This is a genomic window from Mycobacterium sp. 852002-51152_SCH6134967, assembly GCF_001667105.1.
Classification (GTDB): domain Bacteria; phylum Actinomycetota; class Actinomycetes; order Mycobacteriales; family Mycobacteriaceae; genus Mycobacterium; species Mycobacterium neumannii_A.
In genome coordinates this window covers 227,943-251,223 of record NZ_LZIK01000068.1, presented here as the reverse complement: position 1 = coordinate 251,223, position 23,281 = coordinate 227,943, and the positions used below count along the sequence as shown (strand labels likewise).

Sequence of the window (23,281 nt, the reverse complement as noted above, 5' to 3'; positions counted from 1 at the left end):
GAGAGGATTCCGATGACGACACCGCAAGGCGGTTCGCTCACCACCGATTTCGATCTGATGGCCGCGGTCGCCGGCCAGACCGACGCGCGCAACGAGGAGATCCGCGCGATGCTGCAGTCGTTCATCGGTCGGATGACCGCCGTGCCACCGTCGGTCTGGGGCGGCGTTGCGGCCGCCCGCTTCCGCGACGTCGTCGACCGATGGAATGCCGAGTCGCTGAAGCTGCATGCCTCGCTACAGAGGATCGCCGAGACCATCCGGCTCAACCAGCAGACTCTTCGGGAAGCCAACGAGAGCCATTCGCACCGCATCGACGCGGTGGCCAACAACCTGTAGAGGAGCCGTGATGGACCACGTGTTGTCGTACAACTTCGACGAGATCGAATACACCGTCAGGCAGGAGATCCACGCCACCTCTGCCCGGCTGAACGGCGCCCTCGAGGAGCTGCGTGCGCAGATCGCGCCGCTTCAGCAGGTGTGGACCCGCCAGGCGGCCGAGGCATACCGGCTCGAACAGGCCCGGTGGGAACAAGCGGCAGGCGCGCTGAACGAGATTCTGTTCAGCCTCGGCAACGCGGTTCGCGACGGCGCCGACGACGTTGCCGCCACCGACCGCAGTGCCGCAGGAGCGTGGGGCGCCTGACTAAAAGAGACTTGTGCGGTCCGGCTGGAGGGGAGCCAGGGGACCGCACGGTAAGCGCCACCGTGGTCGAGGAGAGCGGCCACGGTGGCGCAACACCGTCGACTACTCGCAGGCGATGCCGTCGCCGTCGCGGTCCAAGTGCTCGGCGTAGCCGTCTTGACCCTGCAGGATCGGTGTCACGCCGGCCTCGCGCGCAGCGGAGCAGTTCTTGTAGTAGGTGTCCGCAGACGCGGTGGCAGCGCCAGTGGCGGTTGCCGCGACGACGAATGCGGCAACGATCAAGCCACGAATCATTTTCACTCCATTGAGATCTTGTGTTTCCGGATGTGAGACAGCCGGTTTGCTGTAACCCCCGCGACGACGCTAAGGGCCAGGAAACGAAAATGAATCAGGGGTTTCCCTATGTTTCGACACGTTTCTGGACGGCTTTGGCTTTTACCCTCGGGTTTGAGCCGATGCACCGTTTTGACCTGCGGCGACGCGCCCGGGTAAGCTGCCTCGTTGGCGTGCGGTAAGCACGGGTCCTCGGGTCAACGTCGGTCGCCGAGATCAACCCCGCCGGATGCGCCTGACCGGCCCCCGGGCCACCGGGACAGGAAACCCGATAGAGGAGAGGTAGCGCTGTGCCTACGTACACGCCGAAGGCGGGTGACACCACACGTTCGTGGTACGTCATCGACGCCACCGACGTGGTGCTCGGCCGGCTCGCCGTTGCAGCAGCCAATCTGCTGCGCGGCAAGCACAAGCCGACATACACGCCGAACGTCGATGGTGGCGATTTCGTCATCATCATCAACGCCGAGAAGATCGCCATCGCCGGTAACAAGGCGGACCGCACGTTTTTCTACCGCCACTCGGGTTACCCCGGCGGTCTGCGCAAGCGCTCGCTCGGTGAGGAGATGGAGAAGCACGCCGACCGCGTCGTCGAGCGGGCGATTCTCGGCATGATTCCCCACACCAAGCTGGGCCGTCAGGTGAAGAAGAAGCTGCGCGTCTATGTCGGGCCGGAGCATCCGCACACCGCCCAGCAGCCGATTCCGTACGAGATCAAGCAGGTGGCGCAGTGACTGAGCCAGTTGAGACGACCGTTGACAACACCGAAGCCAACACTGATGCCGTGACCGAGGCGGCCGCCGAGGCCACGCCCCGCGAGCCGGTCTTCATCGACCGTCCGATCCAGACCGTCGGCCGCCGCAAAGAGGCCGTCGTCCGGGTTCGCCTGGTTCCGGGAACGGGCCAGTTCAACCTCGACGGCCGCAGCCTCGAGGACTATTTCCCGAACAAGGTCCACCAGCAGCTCATCAAGGCTCCGCTGGTCACCGTCGACCGGCTGGAGAGCTTCGACATCTACGCCCACCTCGACGGTGGCGGCCCCTCCGGTCAGGCAGGCGCGTTGCGTCTGGCGATCGCCAGGGCCCTGATTCTGGTGCAGCCTGAGGACCGGCCGGCACTGAAGAAGGCCGGCTTCCTGACCCGCGACCCGCGCGCCATCGAGCGCAAGAAGTACGGCCTGAAGAAGGCCCGCAAGGCGCCTCAGTACAGCAAGCGCTGATCGATTCGCAGAAACCGCCGGATGTGCACCGCACACCGGCGGTTTTTGTATTCAACACGCTGCGGTCTATCTCACAATCGCGGCGATCCGGTTTCGTTGAACGGCCAGTCGTGAACCCACCGGGACTGGAGGCGGCGGCGCTGCACGCGCGGCAGACCGCAACTGCCACCGGTACGAGCCAGTCACCTCGTTGGGGGATCGGACCGTCGTCTCCTGACTGAGAAGGAGCAATTGATGAAGAACGCGAAGACACTGACCGCGGGCGCTGTGATGGGCGGATCGCTGCTCTTCACCGCCGGCCTGGGTATGGCCATGGCGCAGCCGGACACGCCTGCGGACAACCGCGTCAACGTTTCGATCGGTAACGCCGGCGTTTTGCACGACGTCGACCTGACCGCCGCGGCGCAGATCGCCGCCGACGTGTGCCACACCGACGTGAACTCGGTCAACGCGTTGGCGCAGGCCACCGACACCGAGGGCACCGAGAAGACGGTGTGTACGAACAACCTCGGCACCGTCACGATCCAGCAGAACGGCCCCGGCCACTCGGAGAACGCGCCGGGCCAGGCCGAGCAGCAGGAACCAACGCCGACGTCCGAGGCGCCCACGACCTCGCCGACGGCCCCGACCGTTGAGAACAACGGCAGCTAAGACCGCACCCTCACCGCCCGCATCCGACCGGATGCGGGCGGTGAGTCGCGTCTGGGTACCGATTGGGCGACGGCACGACCCACGACACGCGCGGTTGGCCCTGAAGCGGCCATTTATGAGAAGTTTGTCGGCATGGCTCGACTGTTCGGCACCGACGGAGTGCGCGGCGTCGCCAACCGGGATCTGACCGCCGAACTGGCTCTGGCCCTCGGTTCGGCGGCGGCGCGACGGTTGGCCACCGCCGGTGGGCACGCCAGGCGGGTGGCCGTTGTCGGCCGCGATCCGCGGGCCAGCGGTGAAATGCTCGAGGCGGCCGTCATCGCGGGACTGACCAGCGAAGGCGTCGACGCGCTGCGCGTCGGCGTACTGCCGACCCCGGCCGTGGCCTATCTGACCAGCGCTTACGACGCGGACTTCGGCGCCATGATCAGCGCCTCGCACAACCCGATGCCCGACAACGGCATCAAGATCTTCGGCCCCGGCGGCCACAAGCTCGACGACGCCACCGAGGACCGGATCGAGGAACTGGTGCACCAGGGGCCCGGAGACCGGCCCACGGGCGCCCGGATCGGTCGGGTGGTGGACGCCGCGGACGCCCTCGACCGGTATCTGCGGCATGTCAGCAAGGCCGTCACGACCAGGTTGGACCAGCTCACCGTCGTCGTCGACTGCGCCAACGGTGCCGCCTCGGCCGCCGCACCGCAGGCCTACCGCGCCGCGGGCGCCAACGTCATCACGATCAATGCCGACCCCGACGGGCTGAACATCAACGAGCGCTGCGGCTCGACGCATATGGAGATCCTGCGATCCGCCGTGGTGTCGTATGGAGCCGACCTGGGCCTCGCACACGACGGCGACGCTGACCGGTGCCTCGCCGTCGACGCGCACGGGCGCGTGATCGACGGCGACGCGATCATGGTCATCCTCGCCCTCGCTCTGCAGGAGAGTGGAGAGCTGGCGTCGAACACCTTAGTGGCGACGGTGATGAGCAACCTCGGCCTGCACCTGGCGATGCGCGCGGCCGGGGTCGAGGTCCGCACGACGAGCGTGGGGGACCGTTATGTCCTCGAGGAACTGCGCGCCGGCGGATATTCGCTCGGCGGTGAACAGTCGGGCCACATCGTGATGCCGGCGTGGGGCACGACCGGCGACGGCATCGTCACCGGGTTGCGGTTGATGTCGCGGATGGCGCAGACGCGCACCCCGCTCGCCGCGCTCGCCGAGCCGATGCGCACGCTGCCTCAGGTTCTGATCAACGTCGCGGTCGCGGACAAGGCGACCGTCGCCGACGCGCCGTCGGTCCGCACCGCCGTTGCCGAGGTGGAAGCCGAACTCGGCGACACGGGTCGAATCCTGCTGCGCCCGTCGGGAACCGAGCAAGTCGTGCGGGTGATGGTGGAAGCGGCCGACGAAGACACCGCCCGGCAGTTGGCCGTGCGGGTGGCCGAGCAGGTCAGCGCGCAACGCTGAGAGTGGAACCGGTCGCGGTCGCCGCGCGTCCAACCCATACATGGGAGGAACGGACGCGGCTCGCGTCGATGCCGCCACCTTATTGAGCGTCGCACGGCAGTACCAGGGCGCGGCCGACGCCCTCGACGCCGCCGTGCGAACACATCTGAGCGGCCTGGCGTTCGACGGGGCGGGTGCAGGCCGATCGTATGCCGCGGGTGGTGACGCGGTGCGGTCGGCGGTAAACGACGTGGTGAATCAGTTGCGGCGATGGTCACGTGCGTCGGCCGAGATCGCCGTCGCGCTTCGCACCTGCCTCGACCGGTACACCGAAGCCGACGCGCGCGCTGCCGACCGGTTGCGCTGACATGGGCGAAACCTTCGACGCTGCAGCGCGATTGGCCGATGGCACACCCGGCGTCGGCGATGTCACGCAGTACGTCCTGGCATGCCAGAGCCTGGGCTACCGACATCCAGACCTGACGACGCATCCCGGGCAGCTACACGATTGGTATGCCGCCGAGAACGGTATGGATCTGAGCGCTCTTGAAGCGGACTGTGCCGCACTGCAAGCCGCCGCGGCGGCGGCCGAGGATACGCTCGCCCGCCAAGAAGCTCAGGTGGCCGCGCTGACGAACGCGTGGCAGGGTCTGGGCGCGAACGCCTCGCGAGAGTTCCTGCGCAGCCATGCCGAAGCGGCGACGGTCGCTGCGACGGCCGTCCGCACCGCGGCAGTCGCACTGGCCGATCTGCGTGAGCGGCTGTGGCGGGCGGTGGACGACAAAGTGTCGAAGGTGCTGGCCATCGGCGACGGCGTGCGCGCCAGACGCGCGGACTGGTTGGCGGCAGCGCACACCGTCACCACGGGCGCCGGCGATCGGGCGGTCGCCAGTGAGTTGGTGGACCAGGAGGTGAAGCCGTTCGTGGACACGGTGATCGGCGGCGAGTGGCTCGCGGCAATGCGGGCGGCCACCGACGCGATCAACGCGGCTTACGAGGCCGTGGCGGCGGCACTCGCATCCGAGGCGGGCGCGAGGTTCGAGATTCCCGGCGACCTCGGACCGGTGTGGACGCCGTCGGCGGCGGGGGTCGGCGAGGCCCCGGCGGCGGGTGTCGGCGAAACCGCGGCGCGAAGTGTCCCCGCAACCCCGGGGGCGGTGGTTGCGGCAAACCCGACTCCACCGGCTCCCGTCGTGCCGGCCGGATGGGGCGCATCCGTTGCGAGCCCACCACTTGCGCCCGCGCCGCCCGCGCCGCCCGCCCCGCCGGTCCCGACCGAACCTCCGGTCACGCAGCCGGCGGCCGCTTCGCCGGTGCCCTCGCTCGGCGGAGGAATGCCCGACTTCGGAGGCGGCCTAACGAGTTTCGGTCAGCAATTGGGGGACATGCTCGGCGGATTGCTGGGCGACGGTGCACTCGATGCCGCCATCGACGACGGGGAACTGGACGGCCTGCCAGAATCGGATCTCGGCGAAATCGACGACAGTGAAACGACAGAGACTGACGAGGCGTCAGAGGCGAGCGAGGCTGGCGAGGACAGCGATGACGACGCGGCCGCGCCCAGCGAGGTCACCGATCCCGCGGCCGCCGAGCCGATGTGTCAACCCGCGCCGCCACCGGATTCCGAAACCGAACCTCCCGCAGAGCCGGCCGCGACGGTGCCTCCAGAACCGCCGACCGTGACTGAAGAACCACCGGCGGTGCCGCCCGAGCCGTTGGCGGCGCCGCCGAAACCGCCGGGCGCCGGCACCCCGTGCGAGATCGCCGCCGATGAGCTACCGCAGGTCGGCGAATGAGCGACGGCTAAGAACCGAACCCAGGATCGGGGCCGTTGACCAGCAGCCGGACACACTCGGCGGCGATCAACCGGTTGCTGTGGTTCGTACCGCAGTGATCACACCAGAAGTGGACGGTCTCGCGGTCGCCCATGCGACGGTTGAAATTCCGGCAAGTCGCGGGAAATTGCACACCACGCGCGGATTTGGCATGCGGCGGATAGGTGATCCTGCCCATTGCTGCACCCCCTTTCAGGAGTGAACCCCGGATACCCAAGGCTGCATGAAGATAACTGGATCTGTGGTCACGGTTGGGTAACCAAAATGATGACAATCCGGCGTTGGCGCAACGGAATTCAGGGCTGACCACTGGTAGAAGTCTGCTGAGTTTGCAATTTTGGATCTTTGCGAGGTCTTCCCGGTAGCGTCCCCCTGGTGAAGTTGCGGCCGCGGGAGCTTCTGTTCTTCCTCATCCTGGGCGCGGGGGCGTCGCTCGTCGGCGACCACAGCCATGTCGTCACCGGCACCACCGAGTACTTCACCGATGCGGTGCCGTTCGTGTGGAGCAGCCCGATCTGGTTTCCGGTGCTCGTCGCGCTGGCAACGGTGTCGCTGGCCGAACTTCGGCTGCGCCTAACGTCGCCGCGCGCCGACGTCACGGCGCGTCAAGGTCTCGCGGGTGTAGCCGCGGTGCTCGGCATCTACGTTATGACCGCACTGATCCACACCGCGCCCGTCGTTCCGGCGGCCGCGCTGATCGTCACGCTCGCGACCATCACCTGGTGTGCGCTGGGCGACCGTCCCTCGATCGTCGGCGGCTTACTGGCCGCGGTCATCGGCCCCGTGGTCGAGATCGTGATCGCCAAAGCGGGCCTGTTCGCGTATCACGACGCCTGTGACGGTCTGTTCGGCGTCGCGCCGTGGCTGGTGCCGCTGTACTTCGCGTTCGGTGTGGTGGTCTCGTTACTGGCCGAGATCGCGGCCAGGAATTCGCCGCGCTAGGCGCGTGCCGGACGCCGCGACCGCGTGGGGCGCCGACGCCGTTGCTGGTGGCCCCTGGCCGACGACGGCTGGTGCGGCCGCGTGGGTTCGGGCCTGCCGGCGACGATCGGATCACCGAATGTCCGCTCGCCTGGGGCGATTTCGCTCAGGACCGGATGCGACGAGCCGCTGAAGCGGGTGATCGTCGGCTTCACGCCGGCCTTGCGGGTCAGCTGTCGCACGTCGGACACCTGCTCGTCGAGCATCAACGTCACCACGGTGCCGTCGGCCCCCGCGCGCGCCGTGCGGCCCGACCGGTGCAGGTACGCCTTGTGCTCGACGGGCGGGTCGGCGTGCACGACAAGGCTCACGTCGTCGACGTGGATCCCGCGCGCCGCGATGTCGGTAGCGACCATCACGGTTGCCGAGCCGTCGGAGAACGCGGCGAGATTGCGGGTGCGCGCATTCTGAGACAGGTTGCCGTGCAACTCCACTGCCGACACACCGCGCGAGTTAAGCTGTCGGGCAAGGTTCTTCGCGCCGTGCTTGGTGCGCGCGAACACGATGGTCCGGCCGGGCGATGCGGCCAGGTCGGCCAACACACCGAGGCGGGCGGCCTTATCGACGTGCAGCACATGGTGTTCCATCGCGGTTACCGGCGACTGCTCCGAATCGACACTGTGCACAACGGGATCGGTCAGGTACCGCTTCACCAGCACGTCGACGCCGCCGTCGAGGGTGGCCGAGAACAGCATGCGCTGCCCGTTGCGAGGAGTCTTGTCCAGCAGGCGTTTCACCGGGGGAAGGAAGCCGAGGTCGGCCATATGGTCGGCCTCGTCCAGCACGGTGATCTCGACGCCCGACAGGTCGGCATGGCGCGATTTGACATGATCTTCGAGCCTGCCCGGGCAGGCGATGACAATGTCGACGCCTTGACGCAGCGCATGGATCTGCGGGTTGGGACCCACACCACCGATGATCGTCACCGAGCGCAGGTTGGTGGCCGCCGCCAGCGGTGCCAGCGACGCGCTGATCTGGGCGGCCAGTTCGCGCGTCGGCGCGAGGATGAGGGCACGCGGGCGGCCGGGCACGCGTTTGGCCGGGCTCGCAGTGAGTCTGGTCACCACAGGCAGCAGGAAGGCGTAGGTCTTCCCGGATCCGGTGCGGCCGCGGCCGAGGACATCGCGACCGGCCAGTGAGTCGGGCAGCGTCGCCGCCTGGATCGGGAAGGGTGACTCGACGCCGTCGGCGGCGAGAGTGTCGACGACGGCCTTCGGCAGGCCGAGGTCGGCGAAAGTGGGCACGGTTGTGCCACTGGGGATTTGCACAGACAAGTGGAAACTCCGAAAGTTCAGTGTGGTCGTCCTGCCCGGCGCGGATGATCCGCGGCGCTCGGTGTGACGATCGAACGGGGTCGATTATCGCCTTCGGCGATGCGGCAAAAGGCAGAACAGAAGATGCCGCTGTGCCCACTGTACAGGGGCATCGGCGATCGGCGTAATCGGCTAAGGCAGCAAGCCGTGCAGTTCCTCGACGAATCCGACGATTTCACTGCGGTCGATGGAAAGCGGCTGCAGCAGAAGCGTCGTCGCACCGGCTTCGGCGAATGCAGCCAGTCGCTCCTTGACGTACCCACGTGGTCCGACCAGCGACACGCTGCGCACCAGTTCGTCCGGCACCGCCGCGATCGCCTCGGTCTTCTTGCCCGCTAGGTAGAGGTCCTGGATGGTGTTGGCGACCTCGCCGTACCCGTAGCGGGTGGCCAGGTTGTGGTAGAAGTTGCGGCCGCGCGCGCCCATACCGCCGATGTACAACGCCAACTGCGGCTTCACCCAGGACAGCCGGTCATCGACGTCCTCGCCGATGGCCAGGGGAGCGCTGACCATGACGTCGAGTGGGCCCAACGAGGGGTCACGTTTGGCGAACCCGGCGCGCAGCGCCTCACCCCACACGGCGTCGGCCTGTTCAGGGAAGAAGAACACCGGCTGCCATCCCTCGGCGATCTCCGCGGTGAGTTCGACGTTCTTCGGCCCCAGAGCGGCGATTGTGATCGGAATACGTTCGCGTACAGGGTGATTGATCAACTGCAACGGCTTGCCCACGCCGGTGCCCCGGGCCCCCGGTCCCTCGCTGGGCAGCGGAATCTGATAGTGCTTTCCGTCGAACTGCACGCGCTCGCGACGCCACACCTGCCTGCAGATCTCGACCACTTCGCGGGTGCGCCCCAGCGGCGCGTCGAACGCCACGCCGTGAAAGCCCTCCATCACCTGCGGGCCGGACGTACCGATGCCGAGCCGGAAACGGCCGCCGGAGACATAGTCGAGACCCGCGGCCGTCATCCCCAACAACGTCGGCGTGCGGATGTAGATCGGCACCACGCCCGTCCCGAGTTCCATGCGCGTCGTCCTGGCCGCCAGGAAACCGAGCTGGCTGATCGCGTCGTAGGAGTACGCCTCGGGCACCAAGGCGAGATCGACGCCGACCTTCTCGAGCTCGACGACCTGATCGACGGCCTGGAGAAACCCGTCGGTGTAGTTGAGGAAGATCCCGGTGCGCATCATCGAGTTATACACCCAACCGGTTGGTTGGTCACCCTCACGGCTTCAGCAGCGCGACGACCTTGTTCTCCAGGTCCACCGGGTCTTCGGCGAACGGGTCGACGTTCGGGGCCTTCGGCAGGGCGATGTCGGGATCGGCGAAGTCGCGGTAGGTCTTGTCGCCGGTCAGGGTGTGCAGCAGGTAGCCGGTGATCAGCGCCCGCACCACCTTCTGGGTGCTGCGGTCGGCTCCTGGCAGGCCGACGGCGCGGGCCAACCGACGACCCTCGATCAGCCCGCCCGGCTTGGCCCCGTTGACCGTGCGCAGCGTGGCTTTGTTCCACGTCCGGGCCAGCTCGACCGCATTGGAGCGCAGCGTCATCGGGTCACCCGGACCGCTGAGCACCAGGCCGGGGACCTGCAGCGCCGCCGCGGGCTCCTCGGCGGGTGGTGACGTGACTGTGGGGAAAATCGCAACGACGGCTTTCGGCTTGACCGGCATCCCCGCCGCGGTGAACACGGCTGCGGACCCGCCGAACCCGTGCCCGACGACGCCGAGCTTGTTGGGATGCACGCTGATCTCTCCCGGTCCCAGCCGGACCCCGGTGATGATGTCGAGCGTCGTGCCCAGGTCATAGGCGAAGTTCAGCGCCGACGGCGCCAATCCCGTCTCGGTCGCCGGCGCCGCCGCGACGATGCCCCAGGACGCCAGATGCTCCAGCGTGCCGGAATAGCGGTCGGCTGCGGCAAGCCAATCGTGACCGAACGCCACGCCGGGCAGGCTGAAACCGGAATCCGGGGTGAACACGACACCGGGAAGTCCGGCAAACGCCAGGTCACCTCGCAGAACGCGGTGCGGACCGCGGCGGGTCAGGGCCTTGAAGAGCTTCTTCGTGCTGGCCACCAGACGACCGTAGCCGACGGGGTTCTGAGCCGCTCTTGCACTACCCTGAATGGCTATGTGCGGAATCGTCGGCTACGTCGGGCAGCGCCCTGCCTGCGAGATCGTCGTCGACGCACTGCGCCGGATGGAGTACCGAGGCTACGACTCGTCGGGTGTGGCTCTGCTCGACGGACACGGCGGGCTCACGGTCCGCCGCCGGGCCGGGCGACTGGCCAACCTCGAAGCCGCGCTGGCCGACACCGACGCGTCCAGCCTCGGGGGCAATACCGGCCTGGGGCACACCCGGTGGGCCACCCACGGCAGGCCCACCGACCGCAACGCCCACCCGCACCGCGACGCCTCGGGCAAGATCGCCGTCGTCCACAACGGGATCATCGAGAATTACGCCGCCTTGCGGGCCGAGCTCGAGAAGACCGGGGTGGAGTTCGCCAGCGACACCGACACCGAGGTTGCGGTGCACCTGGTCTCCTGGCAGTTCCACCACGGCCCCACCGCCGGAGATTTCCCGGCGTCCGTGCTCGCCGTGCTGCGGCGCCTCGAAGGGCACTTCACGCTGGTATTCGCCAACGCCGACGATCCGGGCACGATCGTGGCGGCGCGCCGCTCCACGCCCCTGGTGGTCGGCGTCGGTGACGGCGAGATGTTCGTCGGCTCGGATGTGGCCGCGTTCATCGAGCACACCCGCGACGCGGTGGAGCTTGGCCAGGATCAGGCGGTGGTCGTGACCGCCGACGGATACCGCATCACCGACTTCGACGGTGTGGACGACGGCGCGAACGCGCGGTCGTTCCATATCGACTGGGACATGTCGGCCGCCGAAAAGGGCGGCTACGAGTACTTCATGCTCAAAGAGATCGCCGAGCAGCCTGCCGCGGTTTCCGACACGCTGCTGGGCCACTTCGTCGACAACCGCATCGTCCTGGACGAGCAGCGGTTGTCCGATCAGGAACTGCGTGAGGTCGACAAGGTCTTCGTGGTGGCATGCGGCACCGCCTACCACTCCGGGCTGCTGGCCAAGTACGCGATCGAGCACTGGACGAGGTTGCCCGTCGAGGCCGAGCTCGCCAGCGAATTCCGTTACCGCGACCCGGTTCTGGACAGCCATACCCTGGTGGTGGCGATCTCGCAGTCCGGCGAGACCGCCGACACCCTGGAGGCCGTGCGGCACGCCAAGGAGCAGAAGGCCAAGGTGCTGGCGATCTGCAACACCAACGGCAGCCAGATCCCGCGCGAATGCGATGCGGTGCTCTACACCCGTGCCGGACCCGAGATCGGGGTGGCGTCCACAAAGACGTTCCTCGCGCAGATCGCGGCCAATTACCTTGTCGGACTTGCGCTCGCGCAGGCGCGCGGCACGAAGTACCCCGACGAGGTGGAGCGCGAATACCGCGAGCTGGAGGCCATGCCCGAGCTGGTCGCCCGGGTCCTGGAGATCGTCGAACCGGTCAGGGCGTTGGCCCACCGCTTCGCCCAGTCGCAGACGGTGCTGTTTCTCGGCAGGCACGTCGGTTACCCGGTCGCGCTCGAAGGTGCGCTCAAGCTCAAGGAGCTGGCGTACATGCACGCCGAGGGCTTCGCGGCGGGTGAGCTCAAACACGGTCCGATCGCGCTGATCGAGGACGACCTCCCGGTCATCGTCGTGATGCCGTCACTGAAGAACGCGCCGATGTTGCACGCCAAGCTGCTGTCGAACATCCGCGAGATCCAGGCGCGCGGCGCGATCACCATCGTGATCGCCGAAGAGGGCGACGACACGGTCCGTCCCTATGCCGATCACCTGATCGAGATCCCGGCGGTGTCAACACTTCTCCAGCCGCTGCTGTCGACGATCCCGCTGCAGGTGTTCGCCGCGGGGGTGGCGCAGGCGCGCGGCTATGACGTCGACAAGCCCCGTAACCTGGCCAAGTCCGTCACCGTCGAGTAGTGGCGGGCCGGGTCGGGGACTTCAAGGGCGATCGGGCTCGCCGCCACTTCCTCGAGGTCTACCAAACCGCGATGGCAGAGCTGCCCGAGCCTGCCGAAATGCACGATGTGGCAACGTCATTCGGGTTCGTGCGGGTGTACCGGTTCGCCGGGCCGCCCGATCTGACGCCCGTCGTACTGCTCCCCGGTCGCAACGCTTCGGTCCCGATGTGGCGGGGCAACATCCCCCTGCTGCAACGGCATCGGCCGGTGATCGGGATCGATCTGCTCGGGGAGGCGGGGCTGTCGGTACAGGAGAAGCCGATCACCGGACCCGACGACGAGGCGCAATGGCTCGACGAGGTGTTCGCGGGCGCCGGGCTGGACCTAGTGCATCTGATGGGAGTGTCGATCGGTGGATGGACGGCGGCCAACTACGCCGCCCGCCGCTCCGGCCGAGCCGCCTCGCTGGTGCTACTCGATCCCGTGTTCACCTTCGCCCCGGTCGCATTCAAGGCTGTACTGGCCTCGCCAGCGTTGTTCCTCCCCGGCGTGCCCGAGAAATTGCGCAGGCGCGTGCTCCGCTGGATCTCCGGCGGCGCCGACATCGACGAGGCGGCAACCGAAGCGGCACTGATCTCCTCCGGCTCAACCGATTACACCGTGCGCAAGGCGATGCCGAAGATGATCACCGACGAACAGCTGCGCGAACTGGATATACCGGTGCTGGCCCTGCTCGGGGGGCGCAGCGTGATGCACGACGCCGACCGGGCGGCGCAGCGGGCGCGACGCCTGCTTCCGCGGGGCCGGGTCGAAGTGTGGCCCGGTGCCTCGCATGCGATCAACAGTGAGTACGCGGTCGAGATCGCCGAACGGGCAGTCGATTTCTGGGCCGACGCAGACGGTCGAAACTGAGCCTCTCGGCACTGTTTGCCACTAACGTGAGCAGCGATGCGGCACTACTACACCGCGGACCAGATTCGCGAGGCTGAAGCGCCGCTATTGGCGTCCCTGCCCGACGGTGCCCTGATGCGCCGCGCCGCCAACGGCCTTGCCGTCGCGATCGCGCGCGAACTGGTGCTACGCACCGGCGGAATCTCCGGGCGACGCATCTGTGCCGTGGTCGGTTCGGGCGACAACGGCGGCGATGCGCTGTGGGCGGCGACATTCCTCCGCAGGCGCGGCGCCGGTTCCGCCGCCATGCTGCTCAATCCGGACCGCACCCACCGCAAGGCACTGGCGGCGTTCAGCGCCGCCGGTGGGCGTGTCGTCGGATCGATTCCGGCGGACACCGCTCTGGTGATCGACGGCGTGGTGGGGATCTCCGGGTCCGGGTCGCTGCGGCCGAACGCCGCCGAGGTGTTCGCCGCCGTCGACGAAGCGGGCGTTCCGGTGGTGGCCGTCGACATCCCCAGCGGCATGGACGTGCATACCGGGGCCACCGACGGACCCCATGTGCGGGCCGCGTTGACCGTGACATTCGGCGGTCTCAAACCCGTTCACGCACTGGGGGAATGCGGTCATGTCGAGTTGATCGACATCGGTCTGCAGTTGCCGGCGTCCGACATGATGTCGTTCGACGCCGCCGATGTAGCCGCTCGCTGGCCGGTGCCCGGTCCGACCGACGACAAATACACCCAGGGGGTCACCGGCATCCTCGCCGGCTCGACCACCTACCCCGGCGCCGCGGTGCTGTGCACAGGTGCGGCCGTCGCGGCGACCTCGGGCATGGTCCGGTACGCCGGATCCGCCGGGCGGCAGGTTCTCTCGCAGTGGCCGGAGGTGATCGCCGCACCGAACGCCAGCGCGTCTGGGCGGGTGCAGGCCTGGGCCGTGGGACCCGGCCTGGGTACCGACGACACCGGCGCGGCTGCCCTGTGGTTCGCGCTGGACAGCGGGCTGCCGGTCGTCGTCGACGCCGACGGGCTGACGATTCTTGCCGCCCATCCCGATCTCGTCGACGGTCGCGAGGCGGCGACGGTGTTGACGCCGCACGCGGGCGAGTTCGCGCGCCTGGCCGGTTCGGCGCCCGGCGACGATCGGGTCGGTGCCACCCGCAGGCTGGCCGACCGGTTGGGCGTCACCGTGTTGCTGAAGGGCAACGTGACAGTCATCGCCGAACCGGGCGGCCCGGTATACCTCAACCCCGCAGGCCAATCGTGGGCGGCCACAGCGGGTTCCGGCGATGTGCTGACCGGCGTCATCGGCGCGTTGCTTGCCGCGGGCTTACCCGCCGGCGAGGCGGCCGCCGCCGCCGCGTTCGTCCACGCCCGCGCCGCGAACCTCGCTGCTTCCGATCCAGGGCCGCATCCCGCCCCGACTTCGGCGTCGCGCATCCTCGCTCACATCCGAACCGCCCTAGCCAGTCTGTAAGCCAGTTTGTAACGAGAGGAAATCCCATGTCGCCCACGCGTCCTCACGCGCCGCAGGTTGCCCCCGCCTATACCGGACGGCTGGCGATGGCGCCGGTGCCGTCGCTGCGGTTGCCCGACGATGCGATGGATCCCGATGCCGCGTACCGGTTCATCCACGACGAACTGATGCTCGACGGCAGTTCCCGGCTGAACCTGGCCACGTTCGTCACGACGTGGATGGACCCGCAGGCCGAACGGCTGATGGCCGAGACGTTCGACAAGAACATGATCGACAAGGACGAGTACCCGGCGACCGCCGCGATCGAGCAGCGGTGCGTGTGCATGGTGGCCGATCTGTTCCACGCCGAAGGGCTGCGCGACGACGACCCGTCGAGTGCGATTGGTGTCTCGACCATCGGTTCCAGCGAGGCGGTGATGCTGGCCGGGCTCGCGATGAAGTGGCGGTGGCGAGACCGCGTCGGCGACAAGTGGAAGGGTCGCACACCGAACCTGGTGATGGGCGCCAATGTCCAGGTGGTCTGGGAGAAGTTCTGCCGCTACTTCGACGTCGAGGCGCGATACCTGCCGATGGCCGAGGACCGCTACGTCATCACACCCGAACAGGTGCTCGAAAACATCGACGAGGACACCATCGGTGTGGTGGCGATCCTCGGCACCACCTACACCGGGGAGCTGGAACCCATCGGTGAGATCTGCGCGGCGCTCGACAAACTCGCCGCGGACGGCGGCCTGGACATCCCGGTCCACGTGGACGCCGCCAGCGGCGGCTTCGTGGTGCCGTTCCTGCATCCGGATCTGGAATGGGACTTCCGGCTTCCGCGTGTGGTGTCGATCAACGTCAGCGGCCACAAGTACGGCCTGACCTATCCCGGGATCGGGTTCGTGGTGTGGCGCAGTGCCGAGTACCTGCCCGAGGGCCTGGTCTTTCACGTGAACTATCTCGGCGGCGACATGCCGACCTTCACGTTGAACTTCTCCCGGCCCGGCAACCAGGTCGTCGGGCAGTACTACAACTTCCTGCGGCTCGGCCGTGGGGGCTATTCACAAGTGATGCAGTCGCTTTCGCAAACCGCGCGGTGGCTTGGTGACCAACTGCGCGAAAGTGAACACTTCGAGGTCGTCGCCGACGGATCGGCGATCCCGGTGGTGAGTTTCAAGCTCGCCGGCGATTTCGGTTACACGGAGTTCGACATCTCGCAGGGCCTGCGCGCGTTCGGCTGGCAGGTACCCGCCTACACCATGCCGGAGGGCGCCACCGACGTCACGATGTTGCGCATCGTGGTGCGGGAGGGATTCTCCGCGGACCTGGCCCGAGCGCTGCACGACGACATGGTCACCGTGCTCTCCCACCTCGACGAGCTCAAACCCCGAGGCCACTTCAACCAGTTGCAGCCCTTCGCGCACTAGCGTCGGGCCGCTGCTCGCCTGTCTGGGACAATCGGCCGTGGTGAAACGACGATGCACACGACCGAGCTGACGACGCCGACCGCGACCGCGGCCCCCCAGGCGGTGGTCGACCTCGACGCGATCGCCCACAATGTGCGGCTGCTGCGCGACCTCGCGGGCACTGCGCAGGTGATGGTCGTCGTCAAGGCCGACGGATACGGACACGGCGCCACGCAGGTGAGCCGGGTCGCGCTCGCCGCGGGAGCGTCTGAACTCGGAGTGGCGACCGTCGCCGAGGCGTTGGCGCTGCGCGGCGACGGCATCACAGCGCCGGTGCTGGCCTGGCTGCACCCGCCGGGCACCGACTTCGCGCCCGCCGTGGCCGCCGACGTCCAGATCGCGGTGTCGTCAGTGCGTCAGCTCGATGAACTGCTCGACGGCGTCGCACGGGCCGGGCGCGGCGCCTTGGTCACCGTGAAGGTCGACACCGGGCTGAGCCGCAACGGCGTCGGTCGTGCCGACTACCCGGCGATGGTCGCCGCGCTCACGCGGGCGCAGGCCGACGACGCGATCAGCGTGCGGGGGCTGATGTCGCACCTCGTGCACGGTGACCGGCCCGACGATCCGCTCAACGGCATACAGGCGCAGCGGCTCACCGAGATGCGGACCTACGCGGCCGAACAGGGCGTGCAGTTCGAGATCACCCACCTGAGCAACAGCCCGGCCGCGATGACACGGCCAGACCTGGGCATGGACCTGGTGCGCGTCGGTATCGCGGTGTACGGCCAGACCCCGATACCCGAGCGCGGGGACATGGGCCTTCGTCCGGCCATGACCTTGAAATGCCCTGTGACGCTGGTCCGTTCGCTGCGCGCGGGTGACGGCGTGTCCTACGGGCACACCTGGGTCGCCGATCGTGACACCACCGTGGCGCTCTTGCCCGTCGGGTATGCCGACGGGGTGTTCCGCCCGCTGAGCAACCGCATCGACGTGATGATCAACGGCAGGCGGTGCCGCAACGTCGGCCGGATCTGCATGGACCAGTTCGTCGTGGACCTCGGACCGGAAGGCGGTGCCGCAGAAGGTGACGACGCGATCCTGTTCGGGCCGGGCACCCACGGTGAGCCGACTACCCAGGAGTGGGCCGACCTGCTCGGCACCATCAACTACGAGGTCGTGACCAGCCCGCGTGGCCGCTTTGTGCGGACCTACACCGGATCGATGGACAAGACACCCTGATGGACAACGAGATTCCGATTCCGCGCCGCCGCCGCAACGCGAACGGGCGCTGGCTCGCGGGCGCAGCCGGCCTGACCACGGTCGGCAGCGCGGCGGGAATGTCGGCGGCGCGCTCGCTGCGGCGTCGACTGGACACCGTGGACCACTACAAGGACGAGGATTTCGAACTCCTCGACGCCGACCGCAGCTCCGTCGTCACCACACCCGACGGCGTGTCGCTGGCGGTCCGCGAGGTCGGCCCGCAAGACGCGCCGCTGACGGTGGTGTTCGCGCACGGATTCTGTCTGCGCATGGGCGCCTTCTACTTTCAGCGCGTCAGGCTCACCGAGCAGTGGGGACCGCAGGTCCGGATGGTGTTCTACGACCAGCGCGGACACGGTCAGTCCGACGAGGCGCCGCCGGAGACCTATACGGTGGCCCAGCTCGGGCAGGATCTCGAGGCTGTGCTGGCGATCGTGGTTCCGCGTGGCCCTGTGGTGCTGGTCGGCCACTCGATGGGCGGGATGACCGTACTGTCGCACGCGCGCCAGTTCCCGCACCACTATCCGAAGCGGATCGTCGGCGCCGCGATCATCGCCTCTGCCGCCGAAGGGGTTTCGCGCTCGCCGCTCGGTGAGATCCTGAAAAACCCGGCACTGGAGGCGGCCCGATTCGCGGTCCGGTACGCGCCCAAGATGGTGCACCGAACCCGCGGCGCCGCGAAGTCGGTGATCGCGCCGATCCTGCGCGCCGCGTCCTACGGCGACGAGAAGATCAGCCCGAGCGTCGTGGCGTTCTCGGAACGGATGATGCACGATACTCCGATCGCGACGCTCGTCGAATTCCTGCACGCGCTCGAGGTGCACAACGAGATCGACGGCCTGACCACGCTGGCCAAGGTGCCCACCCTGATCGCGTGCGGCGACCGCGACCTGCTGACGCCGATGGAGTACTCGCAGGCCATGGCCGCGGTTCTGCCGAAGGCGCAGGTGGTGATCGTCGGGGGCGCTGGACATCTCGTTCAGCTCGAACAACCCGAGGCGATCAACGAGGCACTGGTCCGACTCGTCGAACGCGCGACACCGTCCAAGCTCGTCGCGTTGACGAGGCGGGTGCGCGAGAAGGTCCGCCACAATGGGTGAACGCAGCTCGGGCACGGCCGAACTGTCGACCGCAGAGGACACCGTCGCGCTCGGCGTCGAACTCGGTAGACACCTGCACGCGGGCGACGTCGTTGTCCTCTCAGGACCGCTCGGCGCGGGAAAGACGGTGTTGGCCAAGGGTATTGCCCAGGCGATGGAGGTGGAGGGCCCGGTGATCTCACCGACCTTCGTGCTGGCACGCGTACACCGGGCGCGCCGATCGGGTGCGCCGGCCATGATCCACGTCGACATGTATCGCCTCCTCGACCACCCGTCGGTCGACCTGCTCGCCGAACTCGACTCGCTGGACCTGGACACCGATCTCGACGACGCCGTCGTGGTCGTCGAATGGGGTGAGGGGCTGGCCGAACGGCTCTCCGACAGCCACCTCGACGTGCGGCTCGAGCGTGCCCGCGACACCGAGGTCCGCACCGCGGTGTGGGAGTGGAGCAAGGCGTGAACGTACTGGCCATCGACACCGCGACACCTGCGGTGACGGCGGGCGTGGTCCGTCTCGACGGAGTGGAGGTGCTCGCCGAGCGCGTGACGGTCGACGCGCGGGCGCACGCCGAGCAGCTCACCCCGAACGCGGTGCAGGCGCTGGCCGACGCGGGGCTCGGTGTCGACGAATTGGACGCGGTGGTCGTCGGGTGCGGCCCGGGACCGTTCACCGGCCTGCGCGTCGGGATGGCGACCGCCGCCGCCTACGGGCACGCGCTGGGCATCCCGGTCCACGGCGTCTGCAGCCTCGATGCGATCGGTGTGGACACCGTCGGTGACGTGCTCGTGGTGACGGACGCGCGCCGTCGAGAGGTCTACTGGGCGCGCTACCGCGACGGGGCGCGTACCGACGGACCCGCCGTCTGCGCAGCCGCGGACGTGCCACCAGGCGCCACGGCGGTCGCCGGGTCACCCGAGCACGCGGCGCTGTTTGACCTGCCCCGTCAAACTCCGGTGTATCCGACCGCGTCGGGGTTGGTGCGCGTAGTGGCGGACTGGAACGCCGAACCTGCCCCGCTCGTCCCGCTGTACCTGCGCCGGCCCGACGCCAAACCGTCGGTGGCCAAGCGATGAGCATCGAGTACGGGCCGTTGAAGCCGTCCGATGCGGCCAGGTGCGCCGAGCTGGAGGCTCAGCTGTTCGACGGCGACGATCCGTGGCCCGAACGGGCCTTCCTCGCCGAACTCGCCGCCAAGCACATCCGCTACGTCGCCGCACGCGATCAGGACAAGCTCGTCGGATACGCCGGTATCGCCCGCCTCGGCCGAAAGAAGCCCTACGAGTACGAGATCCATACCATCGGCGTAGACCCCGCCTACCGGGGCCAGGGGATCGGCAAGCGCATGCTGGCCGAGTTGCTCGACCACGCCTCGGGCGGGTGCGTGTTCCTCGAGGTTCGCACCGACAACGAAGCAGCGATCAAGATGTACGAGAGCTTCGGCTTCACCAATGTGGGGCTGCGCAAACGGTATTACCGGGCCAGCGGCGCCGACGCCTATACGATGCGACGAGACCCGACATGACGATCATCCTGGCCATCGAGAGCTCCTGCGACGAAACCGGCGTCGGCATCGCCGAATTGGGCGCCGATGGTTCGGTGCGGCTGCTCGCCGACGAGGTGGCTTCCAGCGTCGACGAACACGCCCGCTTCGGCGGGGTGGTCCCGGAGATCGCGTCCCGGGCGCACCTGGAGGCGCTGGGCCCGACGATGCGCCGCGCGCTGCAGGCGGCCGACGTGACCAGACCCGACGTCGTCGCCGCGACGATCGGGCCGGGCCTGGCGGGTGCCCTGCTGGTGGGAGTGGCTGCGGCCAAGGCATATTCGGCGGCCTGGCAGGTCCCGTTCTACGCCGTCAACCACCTGGGCGGGCATCTGGCCGCCGACGTCTACGACCACGGCCCGCTGCCGGAGAGCATCGGTCTGCTGGTCTCGGGCGGGCACACCAACCTGCTGCACGTGCGATCGCTGGGCGAGCCGATCGTCGAGCTCGGCAGCACCGTCGATGACGCCGCGGGAGAGGCCTACGACAAGGTGGCGCGCCTGCTGGGCCTGGGCTATCCCGGCGGCAAGGTGCTCGACGAGCTGGCCCAGGGGGGCGACCGGGACGCGATCGTGTTTCCGAGGGGCATGACCGGCCCGCGCGACGATCCGTACGCGTTCAGCTTCTCGGGGCTCAAGACCGCGGTCGCCCGCTATGTCGAAAGCCATCCGGAGGCGTCGACGGCCGATGTGGCGGCCGGATTCCAGGAGGCGGTAGCCGACGTGCTGACGCTCAAGGCGGTGCGGGCGGCCAAGGCGCTCGACGTCTCGACGCTGCTGATCGCCGGCGGCGTGGCGGCGAACTCGCGGCTGCGCGAGCTGGCCGAGGAGCGGTGCGCCGCCAACGGGCTGACGCTGCGCATTCCGCGACCACGCCTGTGCACCGACAACGGCGCGATGATCGCCTCGTTCGCGGCACACCTGATCGCCGCGGGGGCCCGGCCGTCCCCGCTGGACGCCGCCAGCGATCCGGGCCTGCCCGTCGTGCAGGCGCAAGTGGCCTGATCTTGTCGATACCCGGCCTTGAGTGCTAGCACTCTCGTGTATAGAGTGCTAGGTGGCACGCGGCCAATCCCTGCGCCGGCACCCGCGACGACGGTGCGTGGGCACGGACGCATGCCGAACACCTGGTAACTGAGAGATCCGGAAACCCGGATCGACACCCGAACTAGTGGAGGGCTCCATCGTGGCGAGCGTGAACATCAAGCCACTCGAGGACAAGATCCTCGTTCAGGCCAACGAGGCCGAGACCACGACCGCATCCGGTCTGGTCATCCCCGACACCGCCAAGGAAAAGCCGCAGGAAGGCACCGTCGTCGCAGTTGGCCCCGGCCGCTGGGACGAGGACGGCGAGAAGCGCATCCCGCTGGACGTCTCCGAGGGCGACACCGTCATCTACAGCAAGTACGGCGGCACCGAGATCAAGTACAACGGCGAGGAGTACCTGATCCTCTCGGCACGCGACGTGCTGGCCGTCGTCAACAAGTAAGCACCCGTGTTCCGCCCCGGGAATCCCCGTCCACACGGGTGATTTCCGGGGCGGCATGCGTATATAGCGAATTGCGACTCAAAGAAAGACACTTATGAGTAAGCAGATTGAGTTCAACGAAACCGCGCGCCGCGCAATGGAAGCCGGCGTGGACAAGCTGGCTGACGCGGTGCGGGTGACCCTTGGGCCGCGCGGCAAGAACGTCGTGCTGGCGAAGTCGTGGGGCGGGCCGACCATCACAAACGACGGTGTGACGATCGCCCGTGAGATCGACCTGGAGGACCCGTTCGAGAACCTCGGGGCGCAGCTGCTCAAGTCGGTCGCCACCAAGACCAACGAGGTCACGGGCGACGGCACCACCACCGCCACCGTGCTGGCCCAGGCATTGGTCAAGGGCGGGCTGCGCAACGTCGCGGCCGGTGCCAACCCGATCGCGCTCGGCGCGGGCATCGCCAAGGCCGCCGACGCGGTGTCGGATGCCTTGTTGGCCGCGGCCACGCCGGTGTCGGAGAAGAACGCCATCGCCCAGGTCGCGACGGTCTCGTCTCGCGACGAGAAGGTCGGCGAGCTGGTCGGTGAGGCGATGACCAAGGTCGGCGCCGACGGCGTCGTCTCCGTCGAGGAGTCCTCGACGCTGGAGACCTACCTGGAGATGACCGACGGCGTCGGCTTCGACAAGGGCTACCTCTCGGCGTATTTCGTCACCGACTTCGACGCCCAGGAGGCGGTGCTCGAGGACGCGCTGGTGCTGCTGCACCGGGAGAAGATCAGCTCGCTGCCCGACCTGCTTCCGCTCCTGGAGAAGGTCGCCGAGGCGGGTAAGCCGCTGCTGATCGTCGCCGAAGATGTTGAGGGCGAAGCACTCTCGACGCTGGTGGTCAACGCCATCCGTAAGACGCTGAAAGCCGTGGCGGTCAAAGCTCCGTTCTTCGGTGACCGCCGCAAGGCGTTCCTCGACGACCTCGCCGTCGTCACCGGCGGCCAGGTCGTCAACCCGGATGTCGGCCTGGTGCTGCGCGAGGTGGGTCTCGAGGTGCTGGGCACCGCCCGGCGCGTCGTGGTGGACAAGGACAGCACCACGATCGTCGAAGGTGGCGGCACCAAGGAGGCCATCGAGGCGCGAAAGGCGCAGCTGCGCTCCGAGATCGAGGCCTCCGATTCGGACTGGGATCGCGAGAAGCTCGAGGAGCGGCTGGCCAAGCTGGCCGGCGGCGTTGCCGTCATCCAGGTGGGCGCCGCGACCGAGACCGATCTGAAGAAGCGCAAGGAAGCAGTGGAGGACGCCGTCGCGGCGGCCAAGGCCGCTGTCGAGGAGGGTGTCATCGCCGGTGGCGGTGCGGCGCTGCTCCAGACGCGCGGCGCGCTGGAGAAGCTGCGTGACAGCCTGTCCGGTGACGAGCGCCTCGGTGTCGAGTTGTTCGCCGCCGCGCTTGCCTCCCCGCTGTACTGGATCGCCACCAATGCCGGCCTGGACGGCGCGGTTGTGGTGAACAAGGTCTCCGAATTGCCTGCGGGACAAGGCTTCAACGCCGCGACCCTCACCTTCGGTGATTTGGCGGCCGACGGCGTCGTCGACCCGGTCAAGGTCACGCGGTTGGCGGTGCTGAACGCGGCGTCGGTGGCCCGCATGGTGCTGACCACCGAGACCGCGGTGGTCGACAAGCCGGAGGAGCCGGAAGACGACGGTCACGGCCACGGCCATCACCACCATCACTGAGTGAATTGAACGAAGCACCC

The 23,281-nt window shown here is 68.1% G+C and carries 26 protein-coding genes; 21 read left to right on the top strand and 5 right to left on the bottom strand.

Annotated features, from left to right (window positions below; genetic code table 11):
- Positions 1–12 precede the first annotated feature (12 nt).
- A complete protein-coding gene (locus A5790_RS22310) occupies positions 13–336 on the top strand; it encodes a WXG100 family type VII secretion target (protein ID WP_064426603.1) in 324 nt (107 codons plus the stop codon).
- Positions 337–346: 10 nt separating this feature from the next.
- On the top strand, positions 347–643 hold the full coding sequence (locus A5790_RS22305; protein ID WP_066810521.1) for a WXG100 family type VII secretion target: 297 nt from the start codon (positions 347–349) through the stop codon (positions 641–643).
- 102 nt (positions 644–745) lie between these two features.
- On the opposite strand, the gene A5790_RS22300 is transcribed toward A5790_RS22305, so the two are convergent.
- Complete coding sequence (locus A5790_RS22300) at positions 746–937, bottom strand: excalibur calcium-binding domain-containing protein (RefSeq protein WP_066849355.1); 192 nt, start codon at positions 935–937, stop codon at positions 746–748.
- 329 nt (positions 938–1,266) lie between these two features.
- Between A5790_RS22300 and rplM the strand changes: the two genes are divergently transcribed.
- The 6 genes from rplM to A5790_RS22270 all read left to right on the top strand — a co-directional run bounded on the left by rplM (position 1,267) and on the right by A5790_RS22270 (position 6,091).
- The gene (rplM, locus tag A5790_RS22295; RefSeq protein WP_064394308.1) at positions 1,267–1,710 is read left to right on the top strand and encodes a 50S ribosomal protein L13; all 444 of its coding nucleotides are present in this window, start codon (positions 1,267–1,269) and stop codon (positions 1,708–1,710) included.
- A 50-nt stretch (positions 1,711–1,760) separates the two neighbouring features.
- Positions 1,761–2,195, top strand: a complete 435-nt coding sequence (rpsI, locus tag A5790_RS22290; RefSeq protein ID WP_231984531.1) for a 30S ribosomal protein S9 — start codon at positions 1,761–1,763, stop codon at positions 2,193–2,195.
- Between the two features lie 234 nt (positions 2,196–2,429).
- Positions 2,430–2,846 carry a hypothetical protein gene (locus A5790_RS22285; protein WP_066849352.1) on the top strand — a complete coding sequence of 139 codons (417 nt, stop codon included), beginning with the start codon at positions 2,430–2,432 and terminating at the stop codon, positions 2,844–2,846.
- A gap of 132 nt (positions 2,847–2,978) precedes the next feature.
- Entirely contained in the window at positions 2,979–4,316 is a 1,338-nt protein-coding gene (gene glmM / locus A5790_RS22280; protein ID WP_066849349.1) for a phosphoglucosamine mutase, read from the top strand.
- 40 nt (positions 4,317–4,356) lie between these two features.
- The gene (locus A5790_RS22275; protein WP_066849347.1) at positions 4,357–4,662 is read left to right on the top strand and encodes a type VII secretion target; all 306 of its coding nucleotides are present in this window, start codon (positions 4,357–4,359) and stop codon (positions 4,660–4,662) included.
- Position 4,663: 1 nt separating this feature from the next.
- Positions 4,664–6,091 (top strand): hypothetical protein, encoded by a 1,428-nt coding sequence (locus A5790_RS22270; RefSeq protein ID WP_066849345.1) that lies wholly within the window; start codon positions 4,664–4,666, stop codon positions 6,089–6,091.
- A 7-nt stretch (positions 6,092–6,098) separates the two neighbouring features.
- Here A5790_RS22270 and A5790_RS25875 read toward each other — a convergent pair whose 3' ends face one another.
- On the bottom strand, positions 6,099–6,308 hold the full coding sequence (locus A5790_RS25875; protein ID WP_156656487.1) for a hypothetical protein: 210 nt from the start codon (positions 6,306–6,308) through the stop codon (positions 6,099–6,101).
- A gap of 197 nt (positions 6,309–6,505) precedes the next feature.
- On the opposite strand from A5790_RS25875, the gene A5790_RS22265 reads away from it, so the two are divergent.
- Positions 6,506–7,072: a hypothetical protein gene (locus A5790_RS22265; protein ID WP_066849343.1), complete on the top strand. Its 567-nt coding sequence runs from the start codon at positions 6,506–6,508 to the stop codon at positions 7,070–7,072.
- Here the strand turns inward: A5790_RS22265 and A5790_RS22260 are convergent.
- The 3 genes from A5790_RS22260 to A5790_RS22250 form a co-directional block, all read right to left on the bottom strand.
- Complete coding sequence (locus tag A5790_RS22260; RefSeq protein ID WP_066849341.1) at positions 7,069–8,355, bottom strand: DEAD/DEAH box helicase; 1,287 nt, start codon at positions 8,353–8,355, stop codon at positions 7,069–7,071. The genes A5790_RS22265 and A5790_RS22260 overlap by 4 nt on opposite strands.
- A 201-nt stretch (positions 8,356–8,556) precedes the next feature.
- On the bottom strand, positions 8,557–9,609 hold the full coding sequence (locus A5790_RS22255; protein WP_066849339.1) for an LLM class F420-dependent oxidoreductase: 1,053 nt from the start codon (positions 9,607–9,609) through the stop codon (positions 8,557–8,559).
- Between the two features lie 37 nt (positions 9,610–9,646).
- Positions 9,647–10,492: a dienelactone hydrolase family protein gene (locus A5790_RS22250; RefSeq protein ID WP_066849337.1), complete on the bottom strand. Its 846-nt coding sequence runs from the start codon at positions 10,490–10,492 to the stop codon at positions 9,647–9,649.
- A 55-nt stretch (positions 10,493–10,547) separates the two neighbouring features.
- Between A5790_RS22250 and glmS the strand changes: the two genes are divergently transcribed.
- The 12 genes from glmS (at position 10,548) to groL (ending at position 23,261) form a co-directional block, all read left to right on the top strand.
- On the top strand, positions 10,548–12,416 hold the full coding sequence (gene glmS, locus A5790_RS22245) for a glutamine--fructose-6-phosphate transaminase (isomerizing) (RefSeq protein ID WP_066849809.1): 1,869 nt from the start codon (positions 10,548–10,550) through the stop codon (positions 12,414–12,416).
- A complete protein-coding gene (locus tag A5790_RS22240; RefSeq protein WP_066849334.1) occupies positions 12,416–13,309 on the top strand; it encodes an alpha/beta fold hydrolase in 894 nt (297 codons plus the stop codon). The genes glmS and A5790_RS22240 overlap by 1 nt, the downstream gene beginning before the upstream one ends.
- Before the next feature lie 36 nt (positions 13,310–13,345).
- A complete protein-coding gene (locus tag A5790_RS22235) occupies positions 13,346–14,767 on the top strand; it encodes an NAD(P)H-hydrate dehydratase (protein WP_066849331.1) in 1,422 nt (473 codons plus the stop codon).
- Between the two features lie 26 nt (positions 14,768–14,793).
- Positions 14,794–16,176 (top strand): glutamate decarboxylase, encoded by a 1,383-nt coding sequence (locus A5790_RS22230; RefSeq protein WP_066849328.1) that lies wholly within the window; start codon positions 14,794–14,796, stop codon positions 16,174–16,176.
- Positions 16,177–16,206: 30 nt separating this feature from the next.
- On the top strand, positions 16,207–17,394 hold the full coding sequence (gene alr / locus A5790_RS22225) for an alanine racemase (protein ID WP_369829811.1): 1,188 nt from the start codon (positions 16,207–16,209) through the stop codon (positions 17,392–17,394).
- On the top strand, positions 17,394–18,515 hold the full coding sequence (locus tag A5790_RS22220; RefSeq protein ID WP_156656486.1) for an alpha/beta fold hydrolase: 1,122 nt from the start codon (positions 17,394–17,396) through the stop codon (positions 18,513–18,515). The genes alr and A5790_RS22220 overlap by 1 nt, the downstream gene beginning before the upstream one ends.
- On the top strand, positions 18,508–18,975 hold the full coding sequence (gene tsaE, locus A5790_RS22215; protein ID WP_066849317.1) for a tRNA (adenosine(37)-N6)-threonylcarbamoyltransferase complex ATPase subunit type 1 TsaE: 468 nt from the start codon (positions 18,508–18,510) through the stop codon (positions 18,973–18,975). The genes A5790_RS22220 and tsaE overlap by 8 nt, the downstream gene beginning before the upstream one ends.
- Positions 18,954–19,589, top strand: coding sequence for a tRNA (adenosine(37)-N6)-threonylcarbamoyltransferase complex dimerization subunit type 1 TsaB (gene tsaB / locus A5790_RS22210; protein WP_197696861.1), 636 nt, complete (start codon positions 18,954–18,956; stop codon positions 19,587–19,589). The genes tsaE and tsaB overlap by 22 nt, the downstream gene beginning before the upstream one ends.
- Positions 19,586–20,038 (top strand): ribosomal protein S18-alanine N-acetyltransferase, encoded by a 453-nt coding sequence (gene rimI, locus A5790_RS22205; RefSeq protein ID WP_066849315.1) that lies wholly within the window; start codon positions 19,586–19,588, stop codon positions 20,036–20,038. The genes tsaB and rimI overlap by 4 nt, the downstream gene beginning before the upstream one ends.
- Positions 20,035–21,060, top strand: a complete 1,026-nt coding sequence (gene tsaD / locus A5790_RS22200) for a tRNA (adenosine(37)-N6)-threonylcarbamoyltransferase complex transferase subunit TsaD (RefSeq protein ID WP_066849313.1) — start codon at positions 20,035–20,037, stop codon at positions 21,058–21,060. The genes rimI and tsaD overlap by 4 nt, the downstream gene beginning before the upstream one ends.
- Positions 21,061–21,241: 181 nt before the next feature.
- Positions 21,242–21,544 carry a co-chaperone GroES gene (groES, locus tag A5790_RS22195; RefSeq protein WP_046754122.1) on the top strand — a complete coding sequence of 101 codons (303 nt, stop codon included), beginning with the start codon at positions 21,242–21,244 and terminating at the stop codon, positions 21,542–21,544.
- Between the two features lie 94 nt (positions 21,545–21,638).
- The gene (gene groL / locus A5790_RS22190; protein WP_066849310.1) at positions 21,639–23,261 is read left to right on the top strand and encodes a chaperonin GroEL; all 1,623 of its coding nucleotides are present in this window, start codon (positions 21,639–21,641) and stop codon (positions 23,259–23,261) included.
- The last annotated feature ends 20 nt before the right edge of the window (positions 23,262–23,281 follow it).

Bases quoted from the DNA above. Each gene is read 5' to 3' on its own strand.
- A5790_RS22310 (WP_064426603.1), top strand. From the start codon at position 13: ATGACGACACCGCAAGGCGGTTCGCTCACCACCGATTTCGATCTGATG.
- A5790_RS22305 (WP_066810521.1), top strand. From the start codon at position 347: ATGGACCACGTGTTGTCGTACAACTTCGACGAGATCGAATACACCGTC.
- A5790_RS22300 (WP_066849355.1), bottom strand. From the start codon at position 937: ATGATTCGTGGCTTGATCGTTGCCGCATTCGTCGTCGCGGCAACCGCC.
- A5790_RS22285 (WP_066849352.1), top strand. From the start codon at position 2,430: ATGAAGAACGCGAAGACACTGACCGCGGGCGCTGTGATGGGCGGATCG.
- glmM (WP_066849349.1), top strand. From the start codon at position 2,979: ATGGCTCGACTGTTCGGCACCGACGGAGTGCGCGGCGTCGCCAACCGG.
- A5790_RS22275 (WP_066849347.1), top strand. From the start codon at position 4,357: ATGGGAGGAACGGACGCGGCTCGCGTCGATGCCGCCACCTTATTGAGC.
- A5790_RS22270 (WP_066849345.1), top strand. From the start codon at position 4,664: ATGGGCGAAACCTTCGACGCTGCAGCGCGATTGGCCGATGGCACACCC.
- A5790_RS25875 (WP_156656487.1), bottom strand. From the start codon at position 6,308: ATGGGCAGGATCACCTATCCGCCGCATGCCAAATCCGCGCGTGGTGTG.
- A5790_RS22255 (WP_066849339.1), bottom strand. From the start codon at position 9,609: ATGCGCACCGGGATCTTCCTCAACTACACCGACGGGTTTCTCCAGGCC.
- glmS (WP_066849809.1), top strand. From the start codon at position 10,548: ATGTGCGGAATCGTCGGCTACGTCGGGCAGCGCCCTGCCTGCGAGATC.
- A5790_RS22235 (WP_066849331.1), top strand. From the start codon at position 13,346: ATGCGGCACTACTACACCGCGGACCAGATTCGCGAGGCTGAAGCGCCG.
- A5790_RS22230 (WP_066849328.1), top strand. From the start codon at position 14,794: ATGTCGCCCACGCGTCCTCACGCGCCGCAGGTTGCCCCCGCCTATACC.
- A5790_RS22220 (WP_156656486.1), top strand. From the start codon at position 17,394: ATGGACAACGAGATTCCGATTCCGCGCCGCCGCCGCAACGCGAACGGG.
- tsaE (WP_066849317.1), top strand. From the start codon at position 18,508: ATGGGTGAACGCAGCTCGGGCACGGCCGAACTGTCGACCGCAGAGGAC.
- rimI (WP_066849315.1), top strand. From the start codon at position 19,586: ATGAGCATCGAGTACGGGCCGTTGAAGCCGTCCGATGCGGCCAGGTGC.
- tsaD (WP_066849313.1), top strand. From the start codon at position 20,035: ATGACGATCATCCTGGCCATCGAGAGCTCCTGCGACGAAACCGGCGTC.
- groL (WP_066849310.1), top strand. From the start codon at position 21,639: ATGAGTAAGCAGATTGAGTTCAACGAAACCGCGCGCCGCGCAATGGAA.